Source organism: Chryseobacterium sp. Marseille-Q8038, from assembly GCF_965111995.1.
This window is the reverse complement of sequence record NZ_CBCOPN010000001.1, coordinates 2,943,663-2,960,891: the sequence shown is the minus strand read 5'-3', so window position 1 is coordinate 2,960,891 and position 17,229 is coordinate 2,943,663. Positions and strand designations below refer to the sequence as shown.

Genomic DNA, 17,229 nt, shown 5'->3' with positions numbered 1-17,229 from the left:
AAAGATTTATTCTCTTGTGGCTTTTGTAATTTAAAATATATTTGATTAAATAATCTCAATCAAGCTTCCTCTTTCCTCATCTTTAATGATATTGAGAGCTGTAGGGATTTTCTCTTTCAGCTCTTCAACATGCGAAATAATCCCTACAATCCTGTTTTCTTTCATCAGATTGGTAAGGGTTTCAAATACAATATTCACAGATTCCGTATCCTGAGTTCCAAAACCTTCATCAATAAAGAAGAAATTTTTATCTGCCTGTGCATTGGCCTGAACGCTTTCTGCCAGCGCCAGCGCCAGACTTAAAGAAACCTGAAAGGCCTGTCCACCCGAAAGCGTTTTTACACTTCTGCTTTTCCCTTCGTTGAGGTAATCAATGATTTCAAAATCGTTATTTTCATTAAGCTGCAGACTCAGCTGGTTTCTGGTCATTCTGTGGAAACGCACATTCGCGTGATCACAAAGTTGTCTCAGATAAATAGATGAAACATATTGTACAAAACCTGCTCCTTTAAACAGGTTCATCATTATTTTTAAATTCTCTGAACGTTTCTGAAGCTTTGCCAATTCTTTCAGAAGATCTTCTTTTTTTACGAATTCTTTTTCCAGTCGGTCTATTTCTGCAGTTTTAGTTACTACAGAATCACTGATTTTTTTCTGTTCACTTTGCACTTGAAGAAATTGCTGTTCAGCCAAAGAAAACTGTTCATTATCGAATGAAAGTCCCTTCAGTTTTAATTCCAGTTCTCCGATGAATTTCTTTAACGCTTCAAAATCAACCTTGAAATTCTGAACTTTGTTTCTTACCAGTTGAACATTGATTTCCTGAAGCAAGATATTTTCAACTTCTCCGAATTCAGTGAAATTCTGATCAGTCAAAGCTTTACCAATAGCTTCTTCATTTCCGGAAATTTCTTTTTCAAGCTCTGTAATCTGTTTTTCAGATTGGCTGACAATTGCCCTTTGCTCCGCCAGTTTTGGAGAAAGAATTTTTTCCTGCTGTAATGCCTTCTGATAATTTTCTTCAGTTTCTTTATTGGATTGTACCAGGTTTTGATAAGCTTCTTCAACCTCTGTTATTTCCTTTTGAGCATACAGATTCCAGTTCAGGATCTTAAGACCGGAGCGGCTGATATTAATCTGTTCCTGTTTTGAAACTTCTTCCATACGGAAACCTTCCAGAGCACTTTTATACTTTTCCAGTGTTTTGTTTTCCTTGTCAACATTTTCCCTTTCAATGGCTATATTACGTTCCGTTTCTTCAATCTTTTTCTCCAGATTAAAAGAGTCTGAGCGCTTTTTTTCAAAATCCTCTTCCTGATCTGGAGAGAATGGTTTCCAGATGAAATGCTGAAGATGGGTTTCCATATTTTGTTGAATTTGAAGAACAATTTTCTGCTCTGAAAGAAGCTGTTCTTCAAAGATTTTTTTGCGGTCGAGAATCTTATCAATTTCTGCTTCCTGCTTTTGAAGACCGGTTATTTCCTGCTCAACGGATGTTATTTTCTCCTGGATGTCGTTTAGCTCAGCATTCACATCATGAAATTCCACAATGTGTGGGTGTTCCTTAGACCCGCAAAGAGGGCAGTTTTCACCGTCATGAAGTTCACTGGCAAAACGGGAAAGTTCTTTTTGTATTTTAAGGTGATCCAGTTTCTGAGAAAGCTCTTTTTTCTTTGTTTCTAAAGTTTCTTTCCTGTTTTTGAAATCATCTTTATAATTTTCGTGATAGGCAAAAGGTTGTAATTCTTCTGCAATTTCTCCGATTTGTTTTTGATGTTTATTAACCTTTTCGGTTTGTTCCTGCAGGGATTTTTTTAAATTTTTTTGTTGAATAAACCAGTTTCCGACTTCCGAAAGCAAAGCAGAATCAAGTTTCTGTTCTTTTAAGTTTTTAATCAGGGCAGAAAGCTCATCAATGGTTTTTTGAATCTTTTCTTTGTTGATATCAACTTCTTTTACCTTTTCGGAACCTTTCTGTGTTCTTTCATTCAGAACTTTGATCTCTTCAGAAAATTTCAGGATCTGAATGATGAGGTTCAGGTCGTTTTCCTGGATTCTGGACTGCTCCAAGGCCTTAAATTGTGGTTCAAGGGCTGTGAGCTGCTCTTTTAAGATGGTAAAAGCTTTTTCAGTTTCCTGCCGGCTTTTGATCTGTTGTTCTTTATCGTTTCGTTTATCAGCAATTTCTTTTGAAAGCTTATTTTTCTCAATAATCAACGGGTTGAAAATCCTGAAAACACGGTCATATAATTCCATTTGTACTTCCAGAGCATCTATTTGAGGCTTTTCTTCAGAAAGTTTGGTGAATTTTTCCTTATTCTGCTGTAAACTATCGAAGTCACTTTTTAAGTTTTTTAGCTGTTGATAAGTTTGGGAAATTTTTTCCACCTTTTCATTGGATTCCGAAAGGAGTTTCTGTTCCTCTGCCAGCTGCTCTTTCTGAATCTTGATTTTTTCCTCATTGATTTCTTCAAAACCTTTTAGTTGTCCTTCCAGCTGATCCAGTTCAGATCTGTTTTTTACATGGAGTGCAGAAACATTGTTCTGAAGATCAAATTTCTGAAGATTAAAAATCTCCTTCATCATATTCGTTCTTTCTGCAGCACCCAATTCAAGGAATTCTTTGAACTGCCCCTGCGGAATAATGATGGTTCTTTTAAAATTGGAATAGCTTAAACCAATAATTATTTCGGCATTCGAATGATCTAAAGGAATCCATTTGCCATTAATATGCTCATAAAAAGTAACGGCATTAGGTTTTACTTCTTCGAATTTTTTTGAATTTCTTTTAAAATCACGGGTAGCACGGAACAATTTATTCTCATAATTCACAAAATCAAATTCTATATAAGAACTGTTTGATTTCAGATTCATCATGTTGTAAGCCCTTTTATCACGCATGTTCAGACGCTCCGTTTCTCCATAGAGAGCAAACGAAATCGCTTCTAAAACAGATGATTTTCCGGAACCCACAGCACCGAAAATACCAAATAATCCCGCTTCAGTAAGATTTCTGAAATCAATAGTCTGGCGTTCCTGATAGGAGTAAAGTCCTTCGATTGTTAATTGAACAGGGATCATGGCTTATGCATTTAAAATTTCGTTAAACAAATTCATCAGTTCTTCATTGGCTTCCTGCCCGCCGTTTTTGGATTTAAAATAGTCTTTAAATAATATATCAATATCCTGACTTAAATTGATTTCATGGCTTTGATCTTCTGATAATTCCAGGTTTTTTACTTTGGGAATAAGATGAACAATTCCGTTGTGCGACTGATAGATTAATCTTCTTTCATCAGCCGTTAAAAAAGTCTCACTTTCCAGTGTAAGTTCTATAAATGTATATGGGTTTTCACCCAACCAGTTGACGGTATCTTCAATGGAGGTAAATGTTTTTCTGACTAAAGCTCTTCCTGTTGTCAGTGTTTTCTTCTCGTAAGAAACAGGTTTTCCCGGCTCTGCATCAATAATGGAAACATACTTTTTCTGTCCCGCTTCACTGAAACTGTAGCACAGAGGAGAAGAGGAATAAATAACAGGTTTTTCCTTCGTGCCGATATTCTGAAACCCATGCAGGTGACCCAAGGCTGTATACTGAATCTGTTCAGGAATGCTATCTGAAAAAATAAGATCGGCATTTCCGATTCTAATAGGTTTTTCTCCTTCAGGCTCTTCCAGAACTTCCGAGCCTCTTTTATTCATATATAAATGGGCAGTGAGAAGATTAACTCCGGAATCATCACAAAACTGATCGGCAAGATTTTTCCAGGTCTGTGAAAGAACCTTGTTGATTTCTTCCTCTTTATTTTCGCCAAAATATTCCTTTAACCGGATTTCATTGGCATAAGGAGTGTGAAGAATTCTTACCGGGAAATCTATTCCTTCTATTTTCAGTTCGATAAAACCTTCTTTTGAATGGGTAATGTTAAAATATTCTGTACCAAAAGGGCTGATCTCTGCTTTAGGATGGCCTATTAAAATGATTCCGCATTCCCTGGCCAGAGGATCAGGAGCATTGATTAAACTTGGAGAATCATGATTACCGGAAATAGCAATTACCGGACGTTTACCGTTTAGTGATAACCGTTTTAAAGTTTTATAAAAAAGTTCAACGGCCTCTACACCTGGATTGAAACTATCGAATAAATCTCCGGCAATTAAAACTAAATCAACGTTTTGCTCGTCGGCAATCTGAACAATTTCATTCATCACCAAAACCTGTTCTTCTAGTCTTGAAAAACGGTCGAGGCGTTTACCCAAATGCCAGTCGGCAGTGTGGAGGATTTTCATAATTTAAGTTTGAGAATTAAAAAAGAGTATGTGCAGAGAATTATCCTGCAAATATTAAAATGTAAATATAGAAAATACTTAATTTTAAAAAATAAGGTTTCCCTTAATTCAGATAAAAATTTCAGACAATTTTGCCTGTTGCCAGCTATTATTTTAGTACCTTAAATCAAGCTGTTTCAGAAACTGAGCAGGTTTTAGCAAAGAATTATTTTACAGTGTATTATCAGTCTCCCTTGCTTTGAAATCTTCTCGGATTTTCTTTAACTTGGCTTTCCTTTCTGCTTCTGCATTTTGTATTTTGCGTTTTTTCTGATCAATCTTCTTTTTATTTTTTTGCCGGTTCGCTTCGTTGTTTTTGCTCATATTTTTTTGTGACGAATAATTTTTATGGATGAGAATAACTTCTTCAAAAATAAGAAACAAAAAGGGAAGAAGCGTTGTGGATTTCCGTATAAACTTATAATAATTTAATTTTGCAAAAAAAAGATGGAACAACAGTCCAAAGATCCTTTACATGGAAAAAGGCTGGATGCTATCCTTGAAGAACTCGTAGAATACTATGAAGGTTTTGAAAAGCTTGGCGAACAGATCAATATAAAATGTTTTACAGATAACCCAAGTATAAACTCTTCCTTGAAGTTTTTAAGAAAAACACCCTGGGCAAGAACAAAAGTTGAAAGTCTGTATCTCTTTGTCCTGAGACAGAAAAAAAGAGAGGAAGGTAGAAGAAAATAAAGGCAGTAAAAAGAAGATCTGTTTTTCTTTATGCCTTTCATAGCTTTATTCTATCTCCTGGCTTCCAAGCTCATTGAATCATTTCAAAAATAGTATATTTGTATTATTAATCGTGAAACGAAATCACGAAAAAAAGAAAAAATATGACAATTGAAAACAATCACGTTGTAGCTGTACGTTACATCCTTCACACTATCGAAGCGGACGGAACTAAAGTTCTTGTAGAAGAAACAACAGCAGAAAATCCACTTACATTTTTGTATGGTGTAGGAATGATGATTCCAAAGTTTGAACAAAATATCTTAGGTTTAAAAGCTGGTGATAAAGCTGCTTTTGTTATTCAGCCTGAAGAAGCTTATGGTGAAAGACAGCCTGATGCTATCGCTCAATTGCCGATTGAGATGTTCAAAGAATCAGGAACTCCACCTATTGGAGCTATTTTACCTTTATCTGATAACCAAGGGAATAATTTCCAGGCATTTGTGGTAGAAATAACACCAGAAGTTGTAGTTGCGGATCTTAACCACCCAATGGCAGGTAAAGTTTTAGACTTTGAAGTAGAAGTTTTGAACACACGTCCGGCAACTGAAGAAGAATTGGCACATGGTCACGCTCACGGAATTGACGGAAACGAAGCTCACTAAAAAATAAAAAAATGACCGACTTTCGGACATTTTTTAAATACCAAATACGAAATAAGCCAAAGAATTATCTTTGGCTTATTTTTATTTATAAGGTACAATAGTTAATGAATGCTTGGCATTCCCCTCTTTCGGAGGGGTGTCAAAAATTCAAAGAATTTTTGACGGGGTGGTTCTACGCACAAAGCATCATTCTAATTTACTAATCCAAAAATTCTCCTGAAACATAATACCAGCGTTCATGCATTTTCTGAAAAAGAGAAAACTCATGATGAAGTTGAGGATGGCCATCCTGATCTGTATAATAGGCTTTAAACTCTACATGATTTAAAGTGGGAGTCCGGATGATTTCCAGCTTTGTCCACTGGTTGATTTCTCCCCATTCCTGAAGGTCTTTCTTATTGTGGTATTTTCTTTTTCCGGGAAGAGTGGTTTCCATCAGATATTCACCATTGGGAATAGCAAATGCGGAGAACCTTGAACGCATCAGAGCTTCAGCCGTTGGAGCATGTTTTTCTCCGGTATGATAAGGCTTGCAGCATTCTTCGTAGGATTTTCCTGAACAGCAGGGACAGTCCATATATTTAAAATTTTAGATGCAAAAATAATCAATATCAATAGAAACGGGGCTTAGCCCGTTAAAAAATAAACAAATAAAAATCTGTTGGCTTTAGCCGAAACATAAAAAAAGAAGCACTCTAATTAAAGAATGCTTCCCGTTGATTTATTTAATAAAACCTCTGTTTCTTAATAAAGGTTTGATATCCGGATCGTGTCCTGTAAAGTCTCTGAATGCCTGATTCAGATCTACAGAATTTCCTACAGAAAGAATGTATTTTCTGAAACGGTCACCATTTTCTCTGGTCAGGCCTCCGTTTTTACTGATCCATTCCCATGCATCGTTATCCAATGTTTCAGACCATAAATAAGCATAGTATCCTGCTGAATATCCACCTCCCCAGATGTGTGCAAAATAAGGAGTATGGTATCTTGGCGGAACCGTTGCCAAATTGAATCCATGACTTGCTAAAGATTGTTTTTCAAAATCTAATACAGGAATGAACTGACTGTCATTGCTTACGGTATGCCAATCCATATCAAGCTCGGCAGCAGAAACCAATTCAGTAGTCATATATCCCTGGTTGAAAGTAGATGCTTTTTTAATTTTTTCTACCAAAGCCTGTGGAATAGGCTGTTTTGTTTCATAATGAACAGCATAATTCTTCAGAACAGCAGGATCCAAAGCCCAGTGCTCATTGATCTGAGACGGGAATTCTACGAAGTCTCTTGGTACATTTGTTCCTGAAAGAGAAGGATATTTCTGGCTGGCAAACATTCCGTGAATGGAGTGTCCAAATTCATGGAAAATAGTTGAAACATCGTCATAGCTGATTAATGAAGGTTTTCCTGGAGCTGGTTTCTGGTAATTGTAGCAGTTAACGATTACAGGTTTTGTTCCTAATAAATAAGACTGCTCAACAAAATTGCTCATCCATGCTCCACCGTTTTTAGAATCTCTTGTATAGAAATCCAGGTAGTAAATGGCGATAGATTTTCCATCATGATCGAAAACCTCGTATGTTACTACATCAGGGTGGTACACCGGAAGATCTGTTCTCTTTTTAAAAGTCAGTCCATAGAATTTTTCAGCGGCAAAGAAAACTCCTTTTTCCAGAACCGTTGTGATTTCAAAATAAGGTTTTATTTGGCTTTCATCAAGATCAAACTTAGCTTTTCTTACCTGTTCAGCATAGAAATTCCAGTCCCAAGGTTCTACTTTGAAACCTCCTTTCTGCTGATCAATAAGATCCTGAATATCTTTTGCTTCACGTCTTGCTGTTTCCACTGCAGGAGTTGCAATTTGATTCATCAGTTGAGTAGCTGCTTCAGGTGTTTTGGCCATCTGATCCTGAAGTTTCCACTCAGCAAAGTTTTTCTTACCTAAAATCTGAGCTTTTTTCAATCTCAGCTTAGCCAGTTGCTCAATCGTAGATCTTGTATCATTAGCATCTCCTTTTTCAGCTCTTGTCCATGATGCTTTGAACAGCTTTTCTCTGGTAGCTCTGTTTTTCAAGTTTTGTAAAAGAGGTTGCTGTGTTGTATTTTGTAACGCCAGAAGATATTTTCCAGGTTGCCCTGCTGTTTTAGCATCAGATGCTGCCGCAGCAATTTCATCAGCAGAAAGGCCGTCAAGCTCTTTAGCATCAGAGAAGAAAACTCCACCTTGCTTTCTTGCCTCCAATAATTTATTGGAATATTGAGTAGAAAGGGAAGCCAGCTCCTGGTTGATTTGTTTTAGTTTTTCTTTATCAGCTGCAGAAAGGTTGGCTCCTGCGATTTCAAAATTCTGCTTATAATATTGTACAAGTCTTTTGCTTTCAGAATCAAGACCGTCTTCTTTGATGGATTGTATTCTTTTATACAGATTTTCATTCAGGTACAATTTATCAGAATGTGCAGCAAAAATAGGTGCATATTCTTCATCCAAAGCCTGTAAGGTAGGATTTGTATTGGCACTTGTAAGATTGGAGAATACAATTTGTGCTCTTCTTAATACTTCGCCACTTTTTTCCAATGCAACGATGGTATTTTCAAAAGTAGGAGCAGCAGGATTGTTGGCAATCTTTACAATTTCAGCTTCATGCTGCTTTAAACCATAGTTAAAAGCAGGTTTGAAGTGTTCATTTTTGATTTTGTCAAACTCCGGAGCTTCATACTGAAGCTTGCTTTTCTTCATAAAAGGATTTGAAGATAAAGAGGGATCAGGGGCAGGAAGCTCCTGTTGAATATCGGTCTGTTTCATTGTAGTACAAGATTGATTGAACGCCAAGGCAGAAATTAATAATACCGATGAAATATTCTTCATAAATATAGTTGTTATTAAATGATAAAGATATTAAAAACTTGTATCATAGAATCTATTTTGGCGTATGTATTTATTGAAACCATTCCGGGAGTATTTTTAATGAATGAGTTAGGTAGGGTAAGTAAAGAAAAGGGCTTTTGAAAAATCTGTGTTGCAGACAATTGCAGTATTTTTAAATGTAATGTAATATTTTTTATAAATTAGTTGTTATTTAATAAAGGAATCAAAAAAATAATCAACAAAAGAAATAAGCATGAAAACAAGGACTTTATTTATTTTTTCAGCCTTAGTGGCATTGGCCTCATGTAATGATAAACATGAGAACAGAAACAGAAACGGAGAAGGAGACAGAAGTAACTGGGTAGAGAAAGTAGTAACGAAAGAAAGCGGCCCGATACAGCATAAAGAATTTAACGGAGATTTTGATGAAATCCAGGTTTCACAAGCCATAGAAGCTGAAATTATAAAATCTGAAACAGAAAAAGTAGAAATCTCAGCACCTCAGAGTATCATCAATGAAATTCTTGTAGATAATGATGGCGGAAAACTGCATATTCATTATAAGCCGGGGATCAGAGTGATGAATATCAGTAAAGTGACGGCAAAAATTTATACAAAAGATTTTAAGAAACTTCTTGCTGACTCAGCCGCAAGAATTATTGTAAAAGATAAATTTACCCAGGAAAAAACAGAGATCGAAGCATCCAGTGCAGGAAGTATTTCCGGAGATCTGGAGGCTAACGATATGGATATCAATGTAAGCAGCAGCAGCAGTTTCGATGGTAAAATCTGGGCTGTAAACCTTGATATTGAATCTTCATCTGGATCCACACTTGATCTTTCCGGAAAAGCAAAAAAAGTAGAGGTAAGTGCTTCTTCAGGAAGCAGTGTTTCTGCTAAAGGAGTTGTTGCTGATAATGTAGACGCTGATGCTTCCAGTGGAGCAAGTATTCAGATCAGTGCTGTTTCCAGTGTGAATGCAGGCGCTTCATCCGGTGGAAGTGTAGACATTTCGAAAAAAGGAGAGCTTAAGAGTGTCATTAAAGATGAAAGCAGTGGTGGAAGCGTAAACATCCAATAAATTAACCCTGGGATTCCTCCTCATCTTCTTCATCAGCGGATGAGGAACCTTCCCAGTTTTTATTATCAAAATTAAGATTGTCATAAGCTAATAATTCCTCCTCTCGTTGGAGGATTTCTTTTGTGGTAAATAGTGTAATATCATCATTATTTTCCTTCATTTTTGCCAGTTTTCTGACTGAAGCTTTATCAATAGCCATAAATCTTTGTCCAAGACGTCTTGCGGCATATTTCCTCATTCCTGTTTCATGAAGTACATCCACAGCCATATCAACCGCTGTTCCTAATGTTTCACGGTAGATATGATTAACACCGCTGTTTAGATAATCATAAGCATCAATTCTGTTTTTCGCTCTTACAAAAATTTTCACATTGGGATAATGTTCACGCACAAGTTCTGCAATGAATTTGTTATCATCTGAATCATCCAGACATAAAACCAGAATTTCAGCATCTTCAATTCCTGCGGCTCTTAAAATAGGTATTCGGGTAGCATCACCATAATAGACTTTAAAACCATAGCTTCTGAGCAATTTCACACGATCAGAATCACGGTCCAAAACGGTAGCGGGTATTTTATTGGCTTTTAAAAGACGTCCCACTGTACTTCCAAAATGCCCAAAACCTACAATGATAATTTTCTTTTGAGTAACATCACTGTCAAGAATATTATAATCATGTTCTTCCTCCGGAATTTCTTTAATGAATTTTGGGGTAATCAACTTATCATTGATAATAAGAAGAATGGGAGTAATACACATGGTGATTGCCGTAACAGCCATCATTTGCGCATTCATTTCAGGACCTAAAAGATAGAGATCCGATGCATAATTGAGCAGTACAAATGCAAATTCTCCTACCTGAGAAAGCGCAAATGCATAAAAAAGACTCTGAGGAGTATCTATCCTGAAAAACTTTCCAATCGTATATAAAACAACAAATTTTACGGCCAGTACAGCAAAAACAGTACTGAAGATAAATAACGGATCTTGCTGAATAATATTAAAATTGATCGTTGATCCTACACTGACAAAGAAAACAGCTAACAGCAGTCCTTTGAAAGGATCAATCTGGGCTTCCAGTTCATGACGGAATTCACTGTTGGCAAGCATTACTCCTGCGAGGAAAGCACCGAGTGCCGGAGAAAGCCCGATAACAACCATTAGTTCAGAAACTCCAATAACGAGGAATAGGGAAGAAGCCGTCAATAATTCTGACATTCCAGATTTTGACACATAGCGCAGGAATGGAACAAAGACATATCTGCCCAGTAAAATAAGCAAAGCTACTCCGAAAATTACGGTTCCGGCCTGAAGCCATTCCGGTAGTTTTTGGATCAGAATCTGAATTTCATTATCATGATGCTTGGCTTTATAATTGGCCAGAATAGGGAGTATTGCTAAAATAGGAATCACTGAAATATCCTGAAACAACAAGGTAGAGAATGAAGCTTCTCCTGCTGTAGTCTTAAGATTATTCTTTTCCTGCAAAGTCTGGAGGACAATTGCGGTAGATGATAAAGCAAAACACATCGCAATAGCTATAGCTTTGTCTACTCTCCAGCCTACACTTGTAAATACTAAGAAAAGCAAAAGAATGGTGAGTACCATTTGGGAAAGTCCCAGACCCATTATTTTTTTTCGCATTTCCCAGAATTTACGGGGTTCCAGCTCTAAGCCCACCAAAAATAAAAGCATGATGACTCCAAACTCGCTGGCATGCATAATGTCATTTACATTATTTCCTGTAAGTTTAAGGGCATAAGGACCTATAATGATTCCTCCTAAAATATAACCGATTACAGAACTCAACCCTAATTTCCTGGCCAATGGAACCATAATAATGGCTACACCCAGGAAGATTAATGTGTTCATCGCTAAGCTGGATTCCATATGCTATTGATTGAGTAGTTCTGTAAATTCCTTTTTATGTAAAATAATTTCTTTTTTAGAAAGCTTGTTGGCTTCGTATACGATTTTGATGTGCCTGATATCAGCTTTGAAAACCTTTAATGAAACAATCAGTCCGCTGATGAGTTCATCTATGGTGTATTGATAGGTTCCGGTTTTGCTGAAAGATCTTTCTTTTCCGCCTGTGGTGACCAGAATATATACTTCTTTTCCTTCCAGAGGATTATTCTCACCTTCTTTAAGCCAGTCTCTGTCGAAAACTTCATCAATCCATAATCTGAGAAGTGGAGGCATTCCAAACCATATCAGAGGAAACTGAAAAACAAAACGTTCATAGTTTTTAAGACGTTTTCTTTCCCGGAAAGCAGCGATATGAAAATCAGGATATTCTTCGTAAAGATCTCTTAGGGTATAATGCTGGTGGCGAACGTAGAAATTGATGAGCTCTACATTCGAATTGGAGTGCTCCAGATAAGGGTGTGCAAATACTACCAGCGTCTTCTTCATAATCCTGTTTTCAGTAAATATAATAAAAAATATTGAATAAAAGGTGGTTTTTTAACGCTTTTATTAATTTTTTAATATGGAAAATTGAATTTAATGTTAAGATTAAATAAATAAAGGGGGTATTTTTGTCATTTAGATAAAAAACAAGTATTAGTTGGTGGGAGTGAAGACAAGAATGAATAGAATAATCGGTTGAAAATCTCTTTATTCATTCTTTAATTCGGGTATGAGCTTTGTAAAAAGATATTGTTTATTTTTTGAAGCTGCTTAAGGTTTTACGTATGTCTTCACGAAGAATAGTAATCATATCCTGTTTGGTGACTAAATATTTATCATCTTCAGGATTCTCAGTACGTTGATACCAGTAGATATCTTCTTTTATGATTTGTAAATTGGAAGGAAGATCTTTTATTTTAACAAATTTAGAATCACCATTGATACTTACTATTTTTTCTGAATAATCATTTCCGGTATCTTGTTTATATAAACTTTTTATGGTTCTGTTTTCCTTCTTAGGAATTGCAAAATGGGATGATTCATAAACAAAGCCAAACTTAGACTTTTCCGAATAACAAAGAGCTATAACGAATTCTTCATCATTAATTTTGACAATTCTAAAATCACTCAGCCATTCAAAACCTGCATTTTTCATTTCTTCTTTTAAGATCATGCTGGCTTCTGTTTTATTCAGCCATACCGTATATAATCTTTTACTTTTTAAATTTTCTTTATTGTTGTTATAAAAATTATAATAGTTTTCTGAATTTATTTTCTGAGAAAATGTACTGATTGAGAAAAGTAAAAAGAAAAGATTAAATAAGAATTTCATGGGTTGAGTTGAATAAAAATTGTAATGAATTCGAAAAAGAATTTAAAATGATAATGTAAAAAAGATGAGATAGATGTACGTTCTTTTAAGAGTAAATTTTACCATCCTCCGGATGCACCGCCACCTCCAAAACTTCCGCCACCGCCGAAGCCTCCAAAGCCGCCACCACCGCCGGAACTTCCGCCGCCAAAGCCACCGCCTCCGAAACTGCCTGGGAATGGGAAGAAACCACCAGGGTAATTTCTGCGTCCTTTTCTTGTGATAATCACATCATCATCGTCGTCATTATTTCCGCCACGTCCGCCGCCTCTGTTACCAAAAAGGATAGCAATAATGATGAAAATAACAAAAGCAATAATAAGGACTTTAAAAGCACTTCCGTTGCCGGAAGGAGCTGTGGTTGCTACAGGTTTGAATTTTCCCTCAACAGCCTCCATAATGGCTGAGGTTCCACCGTTGATTCCTTCATACCAAAGGCCTTTCTTGAAATTTGGGGTAACAATATAATCTAAGATCTGTCCTGCTACGGATGCTGTAAGATATTGTTCCACGGCACGTCCCTGCTGGATAGACATGGTTCTGTCTTCTGTGGCGATAAGGAAAACCACTCCGTTATCAACACCCTTTTTTCCGATTTTCCATTTCTCTCCGAACATGGTTGCCAGAAAATTCACATCTTCTCCTTTGGTGGAGCGGATGATGACTACTTCAATTTCCGTTGAGGTAGAATCTGCAAACTTGATCAGTTTATTATTAAGGGCATCTTTTTCCTGTTGAGAAAGCAACCCTGCTTCATCAAAAACAGGATATAGAACTGCTGGTTTTTCAGGAATGGTGTATTGTGCTGATACAAAAGTGTAAAAGCAGAGTAGTAAAAATGAAAATACTATTTTAAGAGAATGTAATTTCATTTGAGAGTTGGTTTGGATTTTCTCCTTCTACAGGAAAATATTTTTTGAGTTCAAGTCCTGTTTCCAGGATAGCACTTTTCAGAGCCTGATAATAATTTCCTTTGGCAAATTCAGCAGTGATATAATCGTGAAGATGATCCCAGTAAGACTGTCTTACCTTTTGATGAATTCCGATATCTCCAATAATGGTAAGATATTTTTGTTCGAAATTCACATGGAAAAGCACAGCATTCCGGTCAGCCGTTTTATCCATATCGAGTTTTTTGAAAACATCAAATGCCGTTTTAGCATCACGGTTTTCTGTATTGGAATCAATATGTACCCTGATCTCTCCCGTAGAATGATCTTCTGCAGACTGAATCGCTTCCACGAGGGAAGCGATCTGTTGATTTGTTAGGAAATTACCCATTATTATTTGAATACTTCAGGGGCTTTCTGAGCTCCTGCATCAGCTTTGAAATAAGGTTTTTCTTTAAAGTTGGTGAAATTCGCCAGAATATTATTCGGGAAAGTCTTGATGGAAGTATTGTAATCCTTTGCAGCATCATTATAATAAACAGTTTCTGTTCTGATACTGTTTTCTATAGCAGTATATTCTCTCTGGAAGTTGATATATTGCTGGTCTGCTTTTAAGTTAGGATAAGACTCTACTACGGCCATCAATCGGCTTAATGCACCCGATAATTCTCCTTGTGCAGCCTGGAATTTGGCAAGATCAGCTTCCGTCATATTCGTAGGATCGATATTGATAGAAGTCGCTTTGGAACGGGCTTCTACCACTTGAGTTAAAGTTTCCTGCTCAAATTTTGAATACGATTTTACCGTTCTTTCCAGGTTAGGAATAAGGTTCGCTCTTTTCTGATATACGGTCTCTACATTAGACCATTTTGCGTTTACAGTCTGTTCTTTGTTGACAAAGCTGTTATATCCGCTTTTTCCCCAGAAGAAAAGAATAGCAACAATAATAAGAAGGGCAATACCAATGGTTCCTGCACCCAGACATCCTTTATTTTTCATAGTTTATTTTTTTAAATTTTTTGTGCTAACCAAATATACAAATTATGTGCTAATTTTGTAAAAAATTATTTGAATGACAACAATAGTGGTGGCAATGGGAGAGAAAAACGAAATTGGTTTTGAAAACCAGTTGCTTTGGCATCTTCCCAAAGATCTAAAACATTTTAAAGATATTACTTCAGGACATCCGATTATAATGGGAAGAAAAACGTACGAAAGTATTGGCAAGCCTCTTCCGAACCGTACCAACATTGTTGTGTCAAGAAAGAAAGACTGGTTTGAAGAAGGAATTCTTATCGTGGGAAGCATTAAAGAAGCTTTGAAGTTTGCTAAAAAGATTGATGAGGAAGTTTTCGTTATCGGTGGAGGAAATATCTATGAGCAGACTATTGATTTAGTAGACAGACTTGAGGTTACTCTGGTGAAAGCAGATCTTAAAGCAGATACATTCTTTCCAAAAATAGATCAGAAAATCTGGAAAAAAACAAACGAAACCTGCCATGAAAAAGATGAAAAAAATGGCTATGATTTCTGCTTCCAGACGTTTGAAAAAATTAAGAGCGAATAGTTATAGGAATTCTAACCTCTAACTTCTAGCTTCTAATCTCTAATTTATTTATCTTTGCACTTTTAAAATTTAATAATGAATAAATACATAAAAATTGCAGTAGCAGCACTTCTTATCCTGTTAGGACTTTATATGATGTTTTTCACAAGAAACCTTGGGTGGGGAATTGTTGTTTTTCTTTTAGCTGCATTTCCAATCTTACTATTCTTCAAGAACGAATATATTCTGCTGGCATTCTGGCAATTGAGAAAACAAAATATGGAAAAAGCCGGAGAATGGTTATCCAAAATAACAGATTATAAAGGCCAGCTTCACAAAACTCAATACGGATATTTTCACTATTTATCAGGATTGACACAAGCTCAGGATCACCCTGCGAAAGTAGAACCTTTCATGAAGAAAGCGTTGGAGTATGGTTTAAATATGAAACACGACAGAGCAATGGCTACGTTGAATCTTGCGGCAGCAGCTATTTCCAAAGGAAGAAAACAGGAAGGGCAGAAGTTGCTGGAAGAAGCAAAAAGATTAGACAGCGCAGGCATGATGACGGATCAGATCAAAATGATGAAAGATCAGTTGAAAATGCCGACTATGCAGAAACACATGCATAACCCAAATATGAGAAACAGAGGAAAATTCTTCTAGTCAATAAAAAAATATAATATAAAAGTCCTGATTTTTCAGGACTTTTTGTTTTTTATGATTGGAGGCGGTGGAGGTGCTTCCTGTTTAAAAAATGTATCTTTTGGGTAAATGTTTTCCTTAACGGCAAACAAACTATCATGCTTCATAAACTTATCTTGGAGTCCGTCATCATAAAATTTCCGGCTTTGTTTTTTATAGGTTACCGTAACCAAAGGGAAATCTCCTTTCTCATGCGGTTTATCTTCTTTGTTCAGGAATTTAAGATAATTTTCAAAGGACAAAGGATCGCTGGCTTTTACTTTATAGATTCTTTTAGGTAATGTTTGGCTCGTTTTACCATATGATGCTGTTTCAGAGTATTTCTCCAGAAACAGAGTGTCATGCTGCTTGGTAAAAGTATAGGTTTCAAATGCAAGGAATGTACAGGCTGAAAGATCAGTCATGATCTTAACCGTATCTCCGTTTTGCATTCTTTCGGAAAAATGATAAAGATCTTTATTCAGATCAAATTGACTCTCGTGTTTGCAGGAGAATAAAGAAAGTGATAGAATGATAAGAGGTAGTTTTTTCACAAAGTTACATTTCCGAATTCTGGTCGTAGCCATAGAACTTAGGCATCTGCCAATGGTATTTTACCGCAAAGGTTCTTATAGCAACAATCAATAAAATAGTGAATATTTGTATAAAAGTATAAGAAAGCATGGTATATCTGGTCATCAATAAAAATGCAGAACCTCCCAATATACATGCTGTGGCATAAATTTCCTTTCTGAAAATTAATGGAATTCTGTTGAGCAATATATCCCGGATAATCCCTCCGAAACAACCTGTTATGGTTCCTAAAGCAATACAGATCATAGGATGGATTCCTGCATTTAAGCCTTTCTGAACTCCGATAATGGTAAATAATCCAAGCCCAAAGCTGTCGAAGATAAATAAAGTGACTTTGAAGTTCTTTTCAAGAGATTTGAAGACCATTGAAAAAATGCTGGTCACGAGAATCAAAGCACACATCAGAAGATCATGCATCCAGAATACAGGGATATCAAGCAGTAAATCTCTTACAGTTCCTCCTCCCACAGAAGTTACAAATGCAATAATAAGCACTCCGAACGGATCAAGCCGTTTCTGCATTGCTGCAAAACTTCCCGACATGGAAAAGGCAATGGTCCCCAGGACTTCTATGGCAAAATTGAACTGTTCGTGCATAAATTATGAATGATAAGTAAT

At 36.3% G+C, this 17,229-nt stretch carries 18 protein-coding genes; 5 read left to right on the top strand and 13 right to left on the bottom strand.

From position 1 onward, the window contains the following. Positions 1-45 precede the first annotated feature (45 nt). The 3 genes from ACWPWS_RS13835 to ACWPWS_RS13825 form a co-directional block, all read right to left on the bottom strand. Positions 46-3,081 (bottom strand): SbcC/MukB-like Walker B domain-containing protein, encoded by a 3,036-nt coding sequence (locus ACWPWS_RS13835; protein WP_454046864.1) that lies wholly within the window; start codon positions 3,079-3,081, stop codon positions 46-48. A gap of 3 nt (positions 3,082-3,084) precedes the next feature. Further along, entirely contained in the window at positions 3,085-4,290 is a 1,206-nt protein-coding gene (locus ACWPWS_RS13830) for a metallophosphoesterase family protein (RefSeq protein ID WP_454046863.1), read from the bottom strand. Between the two features lie 210 nt (positions 4,291-4,500). Further along, positions 4,501-4,653, bottom strand: a complete 153-nt coding sequence (locus tag ACWPWS_RS13825) for a hypothetical protein (protein ID WP_309513155.1) — start codon at positions 4,651-4,653, stop codon at positions 4,501-4,503. A gap of 123 nt (positions 4,654-4,776) precedes the next feature. On the opposite strand from ACWPWS_RS13825, the gene ACWPWS_RS13820 reads away from it, so the two are divergent. Together ACWPWS_RS13820 and ACWPWS_RS13815 are read left to right on the top strand one after the other, a co-directional pair. Continuing rightward, positions 4,777-5,025 (top strand): VF530 family protein, encoded by a 249-nt coding sequence (locus ACWPWS_RS13820; protein WP_309513154.1) that lies wholly within the window; start codon positions 4,777-4,779, stop codon positions 5,023-5,025. 143 nt (positions 5,026-5,168) lie between these two features. Continuing rightward, positions 5,169-5,669 carry an FKBP-type peptidyl-prolyl cis-trans isomerase gene (locus ACWPWS_RS13815; RefSeq protein WP_209786010.1) on the top strand — a complete coding sequence of 167 codons (501 nt, stop codon included), beginning with the start codon at positions 5,169-5,171 and terminating at the stop codon, positions 5,667-5,669. Between the two features lie 199 nt (positions 5,670-5,868). Here ACWPWS_RS13815 and ACWPWS_RS13810 read toward each other — a convergent pair whose 3' ends face one another. Further along, on the bottom strand, positions 5,869-6,246 hold the full coding sequence (locus ACWPWS_RS13810; protein WP_105684380.1) for a YchJ family protein: 378 nt from the start codon (positions 6,244-6,246) through the stop codon (positions 5,869-5,871). Between the two features lie 144 nt (positions 6,247-6,390). Next, positions 6,391-8,532: a M3 family metallopeptidase gene (locus ACWPWS_RS13805; protein WP_209786008.1), complete on the bottom strand. Its 2,142-nt coding sequence runs from the start codon at positions 8,530-8,532 to the stop codon at positions 6,391-6,393. Positions 8,533-8,785: 253 nt separating this feature from the next. Here ACWPWS_RS13805 and ACWPWS_RS13800 point away from each other — a divergent pair, with 253 nt between their 5' ends. Next, the gene (locus tag ACWPWS_RS13800) at positions 8,786-9,613 is read left to right on the top strand and encodes a GIN domain-containing protein (protein WP_454046862.1); all 828 of its coding nucleotides are present in this window, start codon (positions 8,786-8,788) and stop codon (positions 9,611-9,613) included. Position 9,614: 1 nt separating this feature from the next. Here ACWPWS_RS13800 and ACWPWS_RS13795 read toward each other — a convergent pair whose 3' ends face one another. The 6 genes from ACWPWS_RS13795 to ACWPWS_RS13770 form a co-directional block, all read right to left on the bottom strand. Further along, positions 9,615-11,504 carry a monovalent cation:proton antiporter-2 (CPA2) family protein gene (locus ACWPWS_RS13795; RefSeq protein WP_309513150.1) on the bottom strand — a complete coding sequence of 630 codons (1,890 nt, stop codon included), beginning with the start codon at positions 11,502-11,504 and terminating at the stop codon, positions 9,615-9,617. A 3-nt stretch (positions 11,505-11,507) separates the two neighbouring features. Next, a complete protein-coding gene (locus ACWPWS_RS13790; RefSeq protein WP_454046861.1) occupies positions 11,508-12,029 on the bottom strand; it encodes an NAD(P)H-dependent oxidoreductase in 522 nt (173 codons plus the stop codon). Between the two features lie 250 nt (positions 12,030-12,279). Further along, positions 12,280-12,858 carry a hypothetical protein gene (locus ACWPWS_RS13785; RefSeq protein ID WP_209786005.1) on the bottom strand — a complete coding sequence of 193 codons (579 nt, stop codon included), beginning with the start codon at positions 12,856-12,858 and terminating at the stop codon, positions 12,280-12,282. Positions 12,859-12,956: 98 nt separating this feature from the next. Next, complete coding sequence (locus tag ACWPWS_RS13780; protein WP_454046860.1) at positions 12,957-13,769, bottom strand: TPM domain-containing protein; 813 nt, start codon at positions 13,767-13,769, stop codon at positions 12,957-12,959. Continuing rightward, entirely contained in the window at positions 13,750-14,178 is a 429-nt protein-coding gene (locus tag ACWPWS_RS13775; RefSeq protein ID WP_454046859.1) for a TPM domain-containing protein, read from the bottom strand. The genes ACWPWS_RS13780 and ACWPWS_RS13775 overlap by 20 nt, the downstream gene beginning before the upstream one ends. A 2-nt stretch (positions 14,179-14,180) precedes the next feature. Beyond that, a complete protein-coding gene (locus ACWPWS_RS13770; RefSeq protein ID WP_034693337.1) occupies positions 14,181-14,786 on the bottom strand; it encodes a LemA family protein in 606 nt (201 codons plus the stop codon). 73 nt (positions 14,787-14,859) lie between these two features. Here ACWPWS_RS13770 and ACWPWS_RS13765 point away from each other — a divergent pair, with 73 nt between their 5' ends. Both ACWPWS_RS13765 and ACWPWS_RS13760 read left to right on the top strand, forming a co-directional pair. After that, the gene (locus tag ACWPWS_RS13765) at positions 14,860-15,354 is read left to right on the top strand and encodes a dihydrofolate reductase (protein WP_209786003.1); all 495 of its coding nucleotides are present in this window, start codon (positions 14,860-14,862) and stop codon (positions 15,352-15,354) included. Between the two features lie 75 nt (positions 15,355-15,429). Then, the gene (locus ACWPWS_RS13760) at positions 15,430-15,999 is read left to right on the top strand and encodes a hypothetical protein (RefSeq protein ID WP_105684372.1); all 570 of its coding nucleotides are present in this window, start codon (positions 15,430-15,432) and stop codon (positions 15,997-15,999) included. A gap of 35 nt (positions 16,000-16,034) precedes the next feature. Here the strand turns inward: ACWPWS_RS13760 and ACWPWS_RS13755 are convergent, their stop codons facing one another. Together ACWPWS_RS13755 and ACWPWS_RS13750 are read right to left on the bottom strand one after the other, a co-directional pair. After that, a complete protein-coding gene (locus tag ACWPWS_RS13755) occupies positions 16,035-16,571 on the bottom strand; it encodes a hypothetical protein (protein WP_454046858.1) in 537 nt (178 codons plus the stop codon). 4 nt (positions 16,572-16,575) lie between these two features. After that, entirely contained in the window at positions 16,576-17,208 is a 633-nt protein-coding gene (locus tag ACWPWS_RS13750) for a trimeric intracellular cation channel family protein (RefSeq protein WP_105684370.1), read from the bottom strand. Positions 17,209-17,229: the final 21 nt, after the last annotated feature.